Below are 14971 nucleotides of genomic sequence, written 5' to 3' on the forward strand. Positions count from 1 at the left end.
GGGATGTCCTATCGATCAAGCTTTGGGATTCGGTTTGACCTTCTTGACCTGTTTGGCCGCAACGGTGCTCCCACCTTGGCCGCCTCCGTTTTGGGAAGGGCGAGCCAGCAGGCGTCCCGCCTTCTGGTCAGCGACGTTGGCGGTAGCCGCGACGCTCAACAAACTCGTCAATTGAGTTCGCATGTCGTCGGTCGACGCCATCCCCAGCATCTTGGCGATCAGTGCGGCGATCGACAGGTCCTTCACACCGTCGGTATCAAGTCCGAACTGGCCGATCAAATCCTCCACTTGGCTGCGGAAGTAATCGGCATTCCCATCGAAGAACGTGTCTTTGATATCAGTAGCGACTTTACTGTTGTAGACGAAGCGATCGATCGCCTTGCCTCCCTTGACCGCCGAGGTGATCTGTTCAAAGAACTCGCCGTCGCCACCGACAATGTCGATGCGAGCAGCCTGGAGAGCGTCTCCGATCACACCGGCTTGGCTCTCCGCGATCCCGCGTTGAGCATCGATCGCGGCGATCTCGACGTCCTTCTCTTTGGCCAACGCCAATTTGAATTCTTCGTGTTCCTTGCCCACACCATCGAGCTTCTTCATCGCCTCGGCCTTCTCGGTGATGCCGGTGGCCTCGGAACTGTACTTCTCGCGAGACACCTTGGCTTCGGCGAGGCCTTCCTTCTCGAGTGATATCGCTTTGGCCTCTTGGACCTGAGCTTCGGCCAGACCGGTTGCAGCCGACTGAGCCGTTTCCGCTTCGGCGAGCATTTTCGTCGCTGCCGTCTTCTTCTCGGCAGCGTCGCGGTCCGCTTCGGCTTCGATGCGAATCTTCTCGGCCAGCAACTCGCTCGATTCTTTCTCGGCCTGAGCCAGCTTGGTTTGTCGGATGCGTTCCTCTTCCGCCTTCATTTCGGCAGCCGTGATCTGCACCTGTTTAGCACGATCGGCGGTCGCAAACTCTTCGGTGTCCTTGATTCGTTGCTGTTCTTCAACGACCGATCGTTCGACAGCGACTCGCTCGCGGATCACCTCTTGGATATTTCGCTGCTCGACTTCGATCGCTTTCTCTTTCTCTACCTCAGCCACGCCGACGACACGCAACCGCTCGGTCGCTTCGAGATCGCGGTCACGGGTCACTCGTTCTTGTTCGACCGCGTCCGTTTTTTCCTTGTTGCGTTGAGCAACCAAGACTTGCCGCGCTTTGTTCTCCTCGGCGATACCAATTTCTTCTTCAGTGAGGATGCGAGCTCGCTCGGCTTCGAGCCGCTGTTCCTGTTGCACCTTGGTCGCTGCGGCCTGCTCGCGAGCGGTGATTTCCGCAATCTCGCGATTCTGCTTTTCGACAGCTTCGACACGTTGCCGTTCGAGCGACAGAATCGTTTCCTGAGCCTCAACGTCTTGCTTCTTGAGCGTCTTCTCGCGATCGCGAGTGAATTGGTTCTCTTTGACTTTCTCTGTCGATGTCAACTCGGTGATCTTCTTGATCCCCTCCGCATCGAGAATGTTGCTCGGGCTGAGCATGTCCAGCGGCGTTTGCTCAAGATAGTCGATGGCGGCATCGTCGAGCCGGTATCCATTGAGGTCCGTGCCGATGACCTTGAGGATCTGATCTTTGAACTTGTCACGCTGGTCATACAGATCGATGAAATCAAAGTGCTTGCCGACGGTCTTGAGCGCCTCGCTGAATTTCGCATCGAATAGCTCTCGGAGCGTCTCGATCTGGCTGCAGCGTTTCGCTCCGATCGCTTCGGCGACCTCTTTCATCTCGGCCGGAGAGTTCGCCACACGAATAAAGAATGCGACCTTGATATCGGCGCGAATGTTGTCGCGGCAGATCAACCCGGCACTGCCCTCACGATGGATTTCAAAGCTTTTGAGCGTCAAATCCATGAATTCGTACTGGTGGATCAGCGGGATGATCAACATCCCCTGCCCACAAACGGCCTCGACCCCGCCCCGTCCCGATTTCACGATCGCTTGATCCGGCCCTACCTTGATGTAGTAGTGCTTCATCAGGACGATCAGGAACAGCAACGCCAGCAGGATTCCGACGATCAGGACAATCGCTCCATCGGTCGCGTAGGAATCAGTGAGAATCGCGGAGAGCATGGGGACATCCCTTGAGTTCAAGAAGTCAGACAGTGGGGGGGGGCGGCAAGCATACAGGGCGGATCGCAGCGGCAAGCGAGGCGCAGAATCTTTCAAAATGTCCGCGCAGCGGGCTGCACCTCGGTGCATCTTAATTCATCCTAGGTCGCAAACAGCACTTGAGAGGGGGCTTTTTGCGATTCTCGCCCGACGGGCGCCCTCCCAATGCCGCTAGCGTGGGCCGAGCAGGGTGAAGGCGAGTTCGTGCCGCCGCTCTTGGCCGTCCTCGACGACGAGCGTCGCCGACTTGCTGCCGCTACCGCTGCCCCGGGTCACGATCGGTGCGAACTCCATATTGAGCGGCACGAGCACGTTGCCGCCCGGGTCCAGGCTGAGCAGCTGCTCCTCCAGAACATCGAGCGTCACGCCCTCCGGCTTGGATACCGTCAGAGTGTATTGCTGCGGCTCGCTGCTGCGATTGACCAATCGCAACTTAAACGAGTTGTTGACCTGGCCCGTGGCCGTGATCGAAAATGGTGCCCCATTTCCTCGCAACAATCGGGCGTCAAAACCCACCTTGCTGCCGATTGCCCAGGCGAACCCGCTCAGCACCGCCAACAATAGCAGCGGATAGGCAATTGTCCGGGCGCGGAACAATTGCCTCGGCTTGCGAGCAATTTCGTCTTGCGAGCTGTAACGGATCAAGCCCTTGGGCAGCCCCACACGCTCCATCACGTTGTCACACGCGTCGATACACTGGGTGCAGTTGACGCATTCCATCTGCAGCCCGTCGCGGATGTCGATCCCTGTCGGGCAGACGACGACACATTGGTGGCAGTCGACGCAGTCACCTGCCGGATTGGCTGCAGGTCGTTTGCCCTTGGCACGCGGCTCGCCGCGGACGGGATCGTAGGCAACGATCTTGGACTGTTCGTCCAGCATGACCGACTGAAAACGACCATAGGGGCATGCCAGCGTACACATCTGTTCGCGAAAATACAGAAAGTCAAACATCATCAATGCCGTCACGCCTGCCATGACAAGAAATGCCGATGGGTTCTCCAGCGGTGATGTCCGCACCCACTCCGCCAAGCGGTCGGTACCGACAAAATACGCTAGAAACGTATGGGCCAGAAACATGCAGAGCAAGAGATAGACGATGATCCGCCCGATACTACGCAACCCACCCATGTCTGCCTTCGGCTTACCACCGCGGCCGACCGTGCCCTCAAAAAAACGATCAATCGGCCGGAACAGGAACTCCATGTAGACCGTCTGTGGACACGCCCATCCGCACCATGCCCGGCCCGCGATCGCCGTGACCAGCACAATGGAAATGAAAACCGCCAGCATCCCAAAGGCGAGAATCAAACTATCGGTGGGATAGAAAGTTTTCCCCAAGACCGTCAATTGGCGGGAAACCAGGTCCATCAGTACGACGGGTTTGCCACCGATCCGCAGATGGGGAATCAAGACAAAAACCACCATCAACAGATAAGCGACCACACGACGCTTCTTCCACCACTGGCCCATCGAGAGCCGGGGTCGCAACCAACGGCGGCTGCCATCGGCCTCCATCGTGCTGAGCACATCGTCGGCGGCAGCAGCCCACTCCTCGTGAATCGAATCGGTTTGGTGGTTGCTCATGGGAATCTCGCCAGCTTGCTAAGAATCGTCGGCGGGGGCGTCCTCGTCGCTCACGGTTAGTTCAGGCCATGGTGGGATCGTTTTTCCCTCGGGACCGCGGGGCCCATCTAAATCCATGCCTCGCAGACTCGCGACGTAGGCGGAGACCAACACGACCTCATTGGGATGCAATCGATTGGACCATTTCGGCATCGCTCCCGCTGCAGCACCGTTGTTGATGACGCTGGCGATGTCTTCAATATGCGTGACGTTTTTGTATACATCATCCGTCAGGTTCGGGCCGACTTTGCCCTCGCCGTCGCGGCCATGACAGGAGACACAGTGCGTCTGGAAGACGATACTGCCCACCCGGCGCCAACTGTCCTCGTACATATACTTCACGATGGTTTCCGCGGTCGGTTGCAGTTCACCAATCTCTTCGAACTGCAGTCGCGTGTTGTCAGCCAATGCGACTGAGTAGGTCTCTTCAATCGAACGGCCAGGCGTACCGCCGTGGTAATAAATCCAGTACGGAGGGCAGAATGCGATCGAGGCTACAAAGATCCACTTCCACCAACCGGGCAAGGGATTGTCAAATTCCTCGATGCCGTCGTAGACGTGTCCGGTGGTGTGCTCATCGTCGGCATCATGCGTTGGGTCGGGAGTCGTCGTATTCATGAACGGGGATCCTCCACGTCATCGGAAAGTGGGATCGAGGCAAAACGATCCGAGGCATCCTGGCTCAGCCGGAGGGTGCCGTACGTGATCGTTGCAAACGCCACCACGAACAACGCCAAAGCCCATTCGGCGCAAACCGAATAGTCCAACGCACATACTAAATCTTTGATCATTCGTCTTGATCCTTCCAAGTGAGTCGGTGGCACGCGCCGCCGTTGTCTGTGAGTGAGTCTATCATGGGTTGGCGGCCCCGGCCTGAACGCGATCGCCGTGGCGATCGGCCGGAACCGTCCGCTTCTCGCTACGATTGATCGTCAGCGGTATCGCCCGCCCCCATCGCAGTCTGTTCTTCGGAGTCCGCCTCAGACGCGGTTCCCTCCGCTGCCGTCTCCGGCGTTTCCTCTGCAAACAAATCGATGCCGACCCGCTGCAGATAAGCGATCAACGCCACCGCTTGTTTCTCGTACGTCTTGGCTGGGCCACCCTGCTCGACAATCTCTGCGGCGATCCGCTCCGCCTGACGCATTGCTACGGCGGCGGTGTCGTTGAGATCTTCGTCGGTATACTCAGCTCCAAGATACGCTGCCGCCTGGACATGGGGCGCGATCGCGTCGTATTTCATGTCCTCGGTCAACAGGTGCACGTAACTCGGCATGACCGATCCCGGCGAAACGTTCTCGGGGTTTTCGAAGTGGGTCCAGTGCCAAAAACTACTCTGCTTGCCCCCCTCCCGCGCCAAGTCAGGACCGATCCGCCGACTGCCCCACTGGAACGGTCGGTCGTAGATACCCTCGCCTGGTTTGCTGTATTCACCATAGCGTTTCGTCTCAGAAACCATCGGGCGAATCTGTTGGGAATGACAGTTGTAACAGCCCTCGGAGACATAGATATGCCGTCCCGCGAGTTCCAGCGGTGTGTACGGTTTGACCGTGGCAATCGTGGGCACATTATTGCGGATCAAGAAGGCTGGGATCGCTTCGAAAAGCGTCGCCACGATAACCGCCAACGTGACCAGCACCGTGAACTTCACCGGCAGCCGCTCCCATCGCCGGTGCCAACCCATCCAGGCAAACGATTCAATTTTCTTGCTCATCTCCAGCACTGCCACGCCCTCAAGTGGGCTCTGACGCGGCTTGCCCGGTGCGTGGTACTCGTCGCTCAAACGCGGCGCCGAGATCACGGGCACCTCGTACTCCGAAGGACGATGCAACCAAGTCATCAGCGCGTTGACACCGAGCATCACCACACCGCTGAAATACATCAATCCACCGACAACGCGCAACCACCACAGCGGCACGATCGATTGAGTCGTTTCGATGAAGTCCGGATACATCAGGTGCCCGGTGTCGTCCATCGCACGCCACATCCAGCCCTGCATCAAGCCAGCGGCATAGATGGGGACGATATACAAGAGAATGCCCAGCGTGCCGATCCAGAAATGGAGGCTGACAAGTTTCTCGTTCCAAATCTTCGTCTGGAAAATCCGAGGCATCAGCCAATACAGCATGCCGAACGCCATGAACCCGTTCCATCCCAAGGCACCAGCATGCACGTGAGCGATCGTCCAGTCCGTGTAGTGCGTAAACGCGTTGATCGATTTAACCGACAGAGCCGGGCCTTCAAACGTGGCCATGCCGTAGAACGTGACACCGACAACGTAGAACTTCAGCACCGGGTCGGTAGCCACCTTATGCCACGCCCCCCGAAGTGTCAGCAGACCGTTGAGCATCCCCCCCCAACTCGGCATCCACAGCATCACGCTGAAGAGCATCCCCAGCGTGCTGGCCCATTCGGGCAACGACGTGAAGTGCAGGTGGTGTGGGCCAGCCCAAATGTAGATGAACACCAACGACCAGAAGTGGATGATACTCAACCGGTAACTGAACACCGGTCGCTCAGCAGCCTTCGGTAGGAAGTAATACATCAACCCCAGGAACGGCGTTGTTAAGAAAAACGCCACCGCGTTGTGGCCGTACCACCACTGCATGAACGCGTCTTGCACACCGGCATAGATGGGAATGCTCGCCCAAGTTCCGATCGGCACTACCAGATTATTGAAAATGTGCAGCAGCGCAACCGTCACGATGGTGGCGATGTAAAACCACAGAGCCACGTACATGTGGCGTTCCCGGCGATGAATCAGGGTCATCAAGAAGTTACCGCCGAAGACGAACAACCAGATAACGGCGATCAAAATGTCGATCGGCCACTCGAGTTCCGCGTACTCTTTACTCTGCGTGATCCCCAGCGGCAGCGTGATCGCGGCCAACACGATGATCAGCTGCCAGCCCCAAAAGTGGATACGACTGAGGGCATCGCTCCACATCCGCGCCTTGCATAGACGCTGTGTGCTGTAATAGACAGCGGCGAAAATGGCATTGCCCGCGAATGCAAAAATCGCGGCGTTGGTGTGCAGCGGTCGCAGTCGGGCAAAATTAATCCACTCCAAACCGCTCGAAATACCCGGCAAGACCAAGAGCACGGCAACGGTCAGACCAACGAATGTGGCCACCAACCCCCACACGATCGTGGCGGCAGCAAACATCCGCACAATCGAATCGTCATAGGAGAATTGTTCCATGCGGCCCGCATCAGTCGCAGCATGGCTATCGCCAGATCCGCCCTGCGGGACATCGGTCGACGTCACTGTCGCCATTTTTTTCCTCGGTGTCGAAACGAATAGAAGCGTCCCAGAAGACGCCTTGAAACGGGGCCGCGATTAAGCTCGCTGAACAATTTCCGTATTCTAGCAGAACGTTTTTCGCCGTGGGGGGAGGCGGTCAATTCGCCGCATGCGTTTTATGAGAAATCGAAGCAGAGTTCACGGCCTCAGGTCCACTGCCTGCCGCCGACCTTCAAATCGCGACGCCGCGTACCTTCAAGAACCCTGAGATCGCGACAATGATCGCCGCGAGAATCACAATCACGCTGAGCCATTTCTTCCGGTTCGCTCGCATCCCTTCCGTCGCCGCGCTGCGGCCCACCAGCACCGATGCGAAGAAGAAGATCGCGAAAGCGATGAGCATCTTCGTCCCTAGCAAGCCGTGGTACAGCCCATCGCCCTTGTGATCCGGCATGGCACGGAAGTAGTTGTAGAACCCACTGACCAAAAACAGCAAAATGCCACCGTGAATGAACCGCTTCCAGCGACCATTGATCGCCGCGGCGAACTGCGTCCGAGCATCGTCTGAAAGCGTTTTCAGCGAGGGCAACAGCACGCACAGCGTGAACACACTGCCGCCAACCAACGTGATCGCTGTGGCGATGTGGACGATGCGGGAGATCGTATCGAGTAGTTGCATGATGTTTCCTAGGAGGGGGCTTTAAATCTCTAGCGAATCGGGCAGGTTCAACCCACAGTGGTTGCCGGGCTCGATGAAAGCGAGGCGGGTGATCCCGTACACGCGGACGTCCCAGTCACCGGGAGGCAAGCGGTCAGTGTCGAAGGTATGGTCCGTCTCAGCAACCAAAATGCTGCCCGGTGGCGCGTGACTTTGCACCCGCCGGATGATCGCCGAGAGTTTGGGAAACATCTCAGGGTCCGTCCAGAATCGATACGGCGGGCTGAGGAAGACCACCCACGGGGTGTCGTCTTCGCCACTGCACTGCAGCAACCGATTGGCAACGGCGAACGCATCGCCCTGGACGAGCGTGAATTTGCTTTCCAAATCGAGGTGATCGACGGTCTTGCGGATCTGCTCAGCCGCCTTGCGGACCGGTTCGACGGCAACCGCTCGGACCGCTCCGCGACTGATCGCCTCAAACGCCAACACACCCGTCCCAGCGAACAGGTCAAAGGCGGTGGTCCCTCGGATACCCCGGCCAAGAATATTGAACAGGTTCTCCCGCACGCTATCACGCATCGGCCGCGTGAACTCCTCGCCGTGGTACGTCACCGTCCGGCCGCCCATGTCGCCGCCGATAATCCGCAGCTTCGTGGCCTTGGGCTTCGCCGTCCCTTTGGGTTTGGTTCGAGAATTTGATTTCATGCGATTCAGTGCCAATCCAGAGGTGCTTGCCATGCCGATTTCGCAGCCGCGATCTCAACGTCGAGGACCACGTCATCGCCATCTTCGATCTGCACAGTCGTTCCGGACGTCACTTCGCCGAGTCGCGTCAGCGGCACACCCGCCCCGCTCATTCGCTCGCTCACTGCAGCGACCTGGTCGGGCGCGACCTCGATCAAGAACCGGGTGTTGGATTCACTGAAGAGAATTTCGCTGCTTGTCAGTGGGTCACCCTCGCCGTCGGTACGTGAGACATCGGCGAGCGAAAGCTCCAGACCGAGCCCGCCCGCGAGAGACATCTCGACGGCCGCGACGGCCAAACCGCCCTCGCTCAAATCGTGACAGGAGCGGATTTCACTGTTCATGATTGCCGCGTGGACGGTTGCGAATACTTCCTTGGCATAGACCGCGTCGACTCGCGGCACGTCGCCGCCGCTCACGTTCTCAACGAGACCGAAATGCGATCCTCCGAGTTCCCGCCGCGTCCGTCCAACGAGCATCAGCACATTGCCGGTCTCCTTGAGGTCCATGGTGATCGCCTTGCTGACGTCGGCGATCTGGCCCATCGCGCTGATCAAAAGGCTCGGCGGGATCGCGATCGTCTGCTTTTGACCGTCGTCACCGAAGTAACTGAACTCGTTATTGAGACTGTCCTTGCCGCTGACGAATGGGGTTTGAAGCACCACAGCCATGTCCTGGCATGCGATTGCACTGCGGACGAGTGAGCCGAGGGTTTCCGCCCGATCGGTGTAACCCCAACAGAAATTATCGAGGATCGCAATCTTGGCTGGATCGGCACCCACGGCGACGGCGTTTCGCATCGCCTCATCGATCGCGGACGTCGCCATGTGATAGGTATCAAAATCGCCGTAGTGGGGGTTCATTCCGCACGAGATCACCAACCCGCGTTGGCTGTTGAGCTTAGGACGCACGACGGCGGCATCGCCCGGGCCATCGCACTGCGGGCCGACGAGCGGTTTGACAACGCTGCCCGCTTGCACTTCGTGATCGTACTGCCGGATCACCCAGTGCTTGCTCGCCACGTTGTAACTGCCCAGGATCGATAGCAGTGTTTGCGTGTTAGTGGCGGCATCGCGGCTCTCGATACCTAGCGGGGTTACCTGTGGAGGATGATAGACGGCGTCACGGATGACGGGAGGACGTCCATCGTGCAGAAATTCCATGGCCACGTCACCAACCATCTCGCCCTGATAGGTCAACTGCAGTCGGCCTGTCGGTACGAAGCGACCGATCGCCGCCGCCTCCACGCCTTCGCTCTCGCACAGCTCCCGCAGTTCATCCCACTTCGATTCGGGTACGGCAAAGACCATCCGCTCCTGGGCTTCGGAGATCCAGATTTCCGTGTAGGTCAGGCCATCGTATTTCAGCGGCGCTTTCTCCAGCCACACCTCGGCTCCAAGCTCCTCGCCCATCTCGCCGACGGCGCTACTGAACCCGCCCGCCCCACAATCGGTGACCGCGTTGTAGAGCCCCCGGTCACGGGCTTGCAGCAACACATCGAGGACCATCTTTTCCGTGATCGCGTTGCCGATCTGAACGGCGCCGCCGGACAGCGTTTCCGATTCACTCGTCAATTCGGCGCTACTGAACGTGGCCCCGTGAATTCCATCGCGGCCGGTCCGCCCGCCAACCGCCACGATCAAATCGTTCGGCTTGACCTCTTTGTCCTCCATTCCCACCGGGATGATGCCGACGTTGCCGCAGTACACCAACGGATTGCCGAGATAACGACGATCGAAATAGACGGCGCCGTTGACCGTCGGGATGCCCATTCGGTTGCCATAATCGCGGACTCCCGAGACCACGCCCTGAATCACGCGGCGCGGATGCAAAACTCCCGGCGGCAGCTCATCAGGCGTCACGTCCGGTGGCGCGAAACAGAACACGTCGGTGTTGCAGATCGGCTTGGCACCCATGCCCGTGCCCATCGGATCGCGGATCACGCCGCCGATCCCCGTATTGGCACCGCCATAGGGTTCGAGCGCCGAGGGGTGGTTGTGCGTTTCGACCTTGAAACAAACATGGTCATCTTCATCGAAGGTGACGATGCCGGCGTTGTCCTTGAACACGCTCACGCACCAATCGTCGTCGCCGAGCGTGCGGCGAATCGACTGCGTCGCAGCAAAGATCGTTTCCTTGAGCATGTTGTCGTATTGACGCTCGTCACCGTCAGCGGTGCCATCAGTTGCTGGACCACGATAATGGATGCGACCGGCCAGCGTTTTGTGACTGCAGTGTTCGGACCAAGTCTGCGCGATCGTTTCTAGCTCAATGTCGGTCGGATCCCGGTCGAGCGATGCGAAGTGGTCGCGGATCGTCTGCATTTCGACAAGTGTCAGATACAGTTGCCCTTCTTTGGACAGCTTTTCGAGCCCCGCGTCATCGAGACTGCGGATGGGGACCCGCACCAATTCGAATTGCCCCTGCGACCCCACGCCGAGCTCGTTCATCCGCAACGGGCCGACCACGAAGGTTTCGATCGAGTCATTGGAAAGTGCCCGGCGACAAATCGCATCGAGCCCGCTCTGGTCGACTCCCGAAATCCAGTACTTGCGGAAGGTCTTGACCGCCTCCGCATCGAGGCCGCTGTCGGCGAGAGCGTTCTGGGTGCTCGCGGCGACCGGATCCATCACCCCCGGCTTGCTCATCACATGGACCAGGTGCGGTTGGTCTTCCACACCGCGTTCGGCGAGGTTCTCCATCATCGACTCTGGCGGTTCGGACAACAGATCGCTGTCCCCGGGTTCATTCTCGCTGATTTGTCCCACGACAATCCGCTCGGTCACCGTGTCGGCCAACAGCGTCGCTGCGATCGAACGGGCCTGCTGCTCACTGATCTCGCCCTCGACGAGAAAACCTCGAGCCGCAGCAACGGTCAGGTCGCTGCCCAAACCGAGCTGGTAGATTTCGTCTGCAGTATGCAGTCCCATCCGGTCGAGCTGTTGCGGTGCCGGATGAATGTCGATTTGCCAAAGCGGCATGTCTGGAACTCGATTTTGGGAGAAGAAAGGAGAGTTTTAACGTGGAGGATGGATGTTCGGGGGCGGGACGGTTTTGACGGCCTTTGCTGGAGCGGATGGGTTCCGCGGCGGCCGGGCCGATTCGCGTTGCTGGCGGGCTGCTCGGAGGTACTCGGTCAGGGCCTCGTCGTCGGCGGTTTCGATGATCTCGACTAACCGCGACAAATCTTGTGCCGCCGCCTGCATTGCTGCAAGGATAGCGGCTCGATTTTCAGTCACGATCGAGGTCCACAAGCCTTCGTCGCCCGCGGCAATCCGCGTGGTATCGAGCCAACCGCGGCCAACCAACGCGATCGCCTCGTCAGGAACCTGCCGGGCCACCATGGCTGAAATCAGGTGGGGGGCGTGCGACGTCACTGCCATCATCTCGTCGTGCTGTTGTGGAGACAAACGGCGTGTCCGGCCTCCGGTCGATCTCCAAAACTGATCGACGGCGTCGACCGCGCCTGCGACCTCGTGGCCCGACGGGGTGATCACGATCGATTTTTGATCGAACAGGTCGTCACGAGCAAACTCGATCCCCGTTTTCTCACTGCCGGCGATCGGATGCGCCGCGACAAACCGGGTCGCCGCACGCGGGGCCGCTGCCACCGCGTCGACAATACCACGCTTGGTGCTGCCGACGTCCGTGATCAACACGTTGGGGCACTCCTTGGCGACTTCGATCGCGTACTGAGCAATCCGGTCCACTGGGGTGGCAATGACTACCAGGTCCGCCAGCCTCGAGGCCTCGACGAAATCGTCCGAGACCGCATCGACCAAGTCATGATTGATCGCAAATTCGCGGGTTTCGGGCCGCCGCCCCCAACCGATCACGCGAGGACTGGCTTCGCCGACGGATCTTCGCAGCGATTTCGCGACGCTCCCACCGAGCAACCCCAGCCCGATCACAGCGACTGTGCGGATGGGAGACGACGACGATTCGTTAGCAAAATCTGAGATATTCACGCGCAGCAGAATATCGCATCGGACAGACCAAGCCCAGTCCTCTGGCGAGAGCATCCCCTACAAAACAGCAGACTTCCGGCTCTCAGTTGACGCCTTCGACCAAGCCCAGGTTGAGCCGCTCGGACTCGGGCACGATCCGGCGAAATTGCTGGGCCGCGGCCGGGTTGGCAACTGAGAGCTCCGCAAAGTTGTCGTTGATCTGCGTCTTCAAACGAGACGCTCTACCCTGGTCACCTGTGATCATGGCGATCGTGTGCCGCTCGACCTTGGCCAGCAGCAGATACAGCCGCTTCACCGACGTCGACTGCTGCAGTTCGTCGAGGATCCGGGATGCAGCCGGGTAATCACCTTGCTCGATATACAACCTCGCCAGCTGCAATTTGGCCTTATCGTGATAGTCCGATTGAGGCGAATCCGGTGGGATCGGGAAATCCAGTACCGCTTGCCACGCCGGTGCGTCATTGCGTGTCAGGGCGGTGAGGTACTGCTGCTCAATCGTGTCGGCGACGGCCACGATGGGACCGCGGAGTTCACTTGCGATCGATCGCGGCCGAGAGGCCTGGGCCGCCATCCAGCCGCCGACGCCGCTGACCAGGCTCGCCAGGACAACCGCTACCAAGGTCAGCCGATGGCGGGACTGCTGCCGCGATTGGTTCTGGCGAGCTGAGTCGACGACACGCTGCAGCTCAATGGTCGCTGAGCTCACTGTGCCGCTCGATGCCGTCGTCGCAGCATCCGACTGCGTCGTCACGGCAGCCGTCTGGGACGTGATCGCGGGAGACTGCGTCGTTTCGGCCATCGGCTCGGATGGCCCTCCCTTCCCCTGAGCTTCCCGGGAGCGGGGCCTCGCTGCCGGCATCTCAATGCTCGACGAGCTTTCCGGAGAGTGCGTCTGCACGATTTGCAGTAGTTCGGTCGCCGATTGGACGCGCGCCTCAGGCGCTTTTTGCAGGCAGCGCATCACGAGCGATACCAACCACGCGGGCAGGTCCGCCTTCCCGCGGACGTGATCGATTGGCCGTGGCGTGTCATGCAAGTGCTTCACCGCCAAAGCGAGAGCTTCATCGCCATCAAACGGAGCCGAGCCAGTCAACAGGTGATACATGGTGACACCGAGCGAATACAGGTCGCTGCGGGCGTCCACCTTGCCGCCTTGGATCTGTTCAGGGCTCATGTAGCGGGGCGTGCCAAGAGTCAACCCGGCGCGGGTCAGGTTCGCGGTGCTCGAGTCGGCCTGGGTCAGCATTCGCGCCAGGCCAAAATCAGTGACTTTGATGACATCATGGGCGCCCCGCATGATGTTTTCTGGCTTGATGTCGCGGTGCGTCACGCCGCCGGCATGGGCGACTTGGAGGGCGTTTCCAACACTGCGCAGTACCTTGACAGCTTGGTCGGCTGAGAACGGTCCCTCTCGGTCGACCGCTTGTTTGAGGTTGATGCCATCGACCAGTTCTTGGGCAATGAAATGCACGCCATCGATCTCGCCAAATTCATAAATTTGCACGATGGACGGGTGGTTCAACCTTGCCGCCGCCTGGGCTTCACGCCGGAATCGCTTGAGGTGATCGTCATCATTCTCGGCAACCGATCGGAGTACCTTCAAAGCCACGTCGCGCCCGAGAGCGAGTTGGCGAGCGGCATAGACATCGGCCATCCCACCGCTACCAAGCCGCCGCAGGACTTGAAAATCACCGATTCGACACCCGACCAAATCGCTCATCGGTTCACCTGCATGCTCGATAGGGTCACCAACGCTTCATTCATGCTGCCGCTTCGCAGGCCCCGTAGATCCAGCGTCACGTTGCGGAATCCCATCTCAGTGAATGCCGCCACGAGCGAATCCTGCTGCTGGAGTTCGACGACGTCCATCAATCTCTCGGGCATCACTTCGATGCGTGCGAGTTCCCCGGCATGTAAACGCACTCGCAGATCCCCGACGCCACGTTCTCGCAACCAGGTTTCAGCCGCATCAATCCGTGCCAAACGATCGCTCGTCACCTCCACGTTGTAGGCGATCCGGCTCGCCAAACATGGCGAGGCAGGCAAGTCCGCATTGCTGAGCCCGAACCAGTCCGCGATCCCGCGGACGGTTTGTTTATCGATCCCGAGATCCGCCAAAGGCGTGCGGACATCAGCGAGATTTCCCGCCACTAAACCCGGCCGGTGATCACCGAGGTCGTCAAGATTTGTCCCCGACAGGATCACGGCGTTTCGCTCCACCGCGATCGGTTGCAGGAACTCATAGAGCGTCTGTTTGCAATAAAAACAACGGTCCGCTCCGTTCTGTACGTAGCCGTCGCGTTCGATCTCATCTGTCGCGACGAAATCGTGCGCGATCCCGATCTCGCCAGCCACCCGGCTCGCCAGCTCTGCCTGCCAGCTCGCCAACGAAGGGGAGCGGGCGGTCACCGCCAGACAGCTCCCTCGCCCCGGTCGGTTCATCGCACGGGTCGCTGCCGCGGCCACCACGCTACTGTCGACGCCCCCTGAGAATGCGATCACGACATTGCCCATCGATCCGATCGAATCGATGAGTCGTTCCGCAATGTCATTGTCCTGCGACGAAGAGCAGCCGATGTTCATGGG

At 59.3% G+C, this 14971-nt stretch carries 11 protein-coding genes; all 11 read right to left on the minus strand.

Annotated features, from left to right (window positions below; translation table 11 throughout):
• Nucleotides 1-15: 15 nt before the first annotated feature.
• The 11 genes from CA85_RS10090 to larE all read right to left on the minus strand — a co-directional run bounded on the left by CA85_RS10090 (nt 16) and on the right by larE (nt 14968).
• A complete protein-coding gene (locus CA85_RS10090) occupies nt 16-2106 on the minus strand; it encodes a flotillin family protein (RefSeq protein ID WP_146391203.1) in 2091 nt (696 codons plus the stop codon).
• 210 nt (nt 2107-2316) lie between these two features.
• Entirely contained in the window at nt 2317-3732 is a 1416-nt protein-coding gene (gene ccoG, locus CA85_RS10095) for a cytochrome c oxidase accessory protein CcoG (protein ID WP_146391204.1), read from the minus strand.
• A gap of 18 nt (nt 3733-3750) precedes the next feature.
• Nucleotides 3751-4389, minus strand: a complete 639-nt coding sequence (locus tag CA85_RS10100) for a cbb3-type cytochrome c oxidase N-terminal domain-containing protein (protein ID WP_146391205.1) — start codon at nt 4387-4389, stop codon at nt 3751-3753.
• Complete coding sequence (locus CA85_RS24840; protein ID WP_186774852.1) at nt 4386-4562, minus strand: hypothetical protein; 177 nt, start codon at nt 4560-4562, stop codon at nt 4386-4388. The genes CA85_RS10100 and CA85_RS24840 overlap by 4 nt, the downstream gene beginning before the upstream one ends.
• A gap of 128 nt (nt 4563-4690) precedes the next feature.
• Nucleotides 4691-7045 carry a cytochrome-c oxidase, cbb3-type subunit I gene (gene ccoN, locus CA85_RS10105; RefSeq protein ID WP_146391206.1) on the minus strand — a complete coding sequence of 785 codons (2355 nt, stop codon included), beginning with the start codon at nt 7043-7045 and terminating at the stop codon, nt 4691-4693.
• Nucleotides 7046-7244: 199 nt separating this feature from the next.
• Nucleotides 7245-7691, minus strand: coding sequence for a hypothetical protein (locus CA85_RS10110; protein ID WP_146391207.1), 447 nt, complete (start codon nt 7689-7691; stop codon nt 7245-7247).
• Nucleotides 7692-7712: 21 nt separating this feature from the next.
• Complete coding sequence (locus CA85_RS10115; protein WP_146391208.1) at nt 7713-8378, minus strand: RsmD family RNA methyltransferase; 666 nt, start codon at nt 8376-8378, stop codon at nt 7713-7715.
• A gap of 5 nt (nt 8379-8383) precedes the next feature.
• Entirely contained in the window at nt 8384-11398 is a 3015-nt protein-coding gene (gene purL, locus CA85_RS10120) for a phosphoribosylformylglycinamidine synthase subunit PurL (protein WP_146391209.1), read from the minus strand.
• A 36-nt stretch (nt 11399-11434) separates the two neighbouring features.
• Nucleotides 11435-12385 carry a prephenate dehydrogenase gene (locus tag CA85_RS10125; protein ID WP_246112665.1) on the minus strand — a complete coding sequence of 317 codons (951 nt, stop codon included), beginning with the start codon at nt 12383-12385 and terminating at the stop codon, nt 11435-11437.
• 82 nt (nt 12386-12467) lie between these two features.
• The gene (locus tag CA85_RS10130; protein WP_146391211.1) at nt 12468-14105 is read right to left on the minus strand and encodes a serine/threonine protein kinase; all 1638 of its coding nucleotides are present in this window, start codon (nt 14103-14105) and stop codon (nt 12468-12470) included.
• Nucleotides 14102-14968, minus strand: a complete 867-nt coding sequence (gene larE, locus CA85_RS10135) for an ATP-dependent sacrificial sulfur transferase LarE (protein WP_146391212.1) — start codon at nt 14966-14968, stop codon at nt 14102-14104. The genes CA85_RS10130 and larE overlap by 4 nt, the downstream gene beginning before the upstream one ends.
• Between the last annotated feature and the right edge of the window lie 3 nt (nt 14969-14971).

The sequence above is a fragment of the Allorhodopirellula solitaria genome (assembly GCF_007859855.1).
GTDB lineage: Bacteria > Planctomycetota > Planctomycetia > Pirellulales > Pirellulaceae > Rhodopirellula > Rhodopirellula solitaria.

Coding starts and splice junctions, on each gene's coding strand:
- CA85_RS10090 (WP_146391203.1), bottom strand. CDS start 2,106: ATGCTCTCCGCGATTCTCACTGATTCCTACGCGACCGATGGAGCGATT.
- ccoG (WP_146391204.1), bottom strand. CDS start 3,732: ATGAGCAACCACCAAACCGATTCGATTCACGAGGAGTGGGCTGCTGCC.
- CA85_RS10100 (WP_146391205.1), bottom strand. CDS start 4,389: ATGAATACGACGACTCCCGACCCAACGCATGATGCCGACGATGAGCAC.
- CA85_RS24840 (WP_186774852.1), bottom strand. CDS start 4,562: ATGATCAAAGATTTAGTATGTGCGTTGGACTATTCGGTTTGCGCCGAA.
- ccoN (WP_146391206.1), bottom strand. CDS start 7,045: ATGGCGACAGTGACGTCGACCGATGTCCCGCAGGGCGGATCTGGCGAT.
- CA85_RS10110 (WP_146391207.1), bottom strand. CDS start 7,691: ATGCAACTACTCGATACGATCTCCCGCATCGTCCACATCGCCACAGCG.
- CA85_RS10115 (WP_146391208.1), bottom strand. CDS start 8,378: ATGAAATCAAATTCTCGAACCAAACCCAAAGGGACGGCGAAGCCCAAG.
- purL (WP_146391209.1), bottom strand. CDS start 11,398: ATGCCGCTTTGGCAAATCGACATTCATCCGGCACCGCAACAGCTCGAC.
- CA85_RS10130 (WP_146391211.1), bottom strand. CDS start 14,105: ATGAGCGATTTGGTCGGGTGTCGAATCGGTGATTTTCAAGTCCTGCGG.
- larE (WP_146391212.1), bottom strand. CDS start 14,968: ATGAACATCGGCTGCTCTTCGTCGCAGGACAATGACATTGCGGAACGA.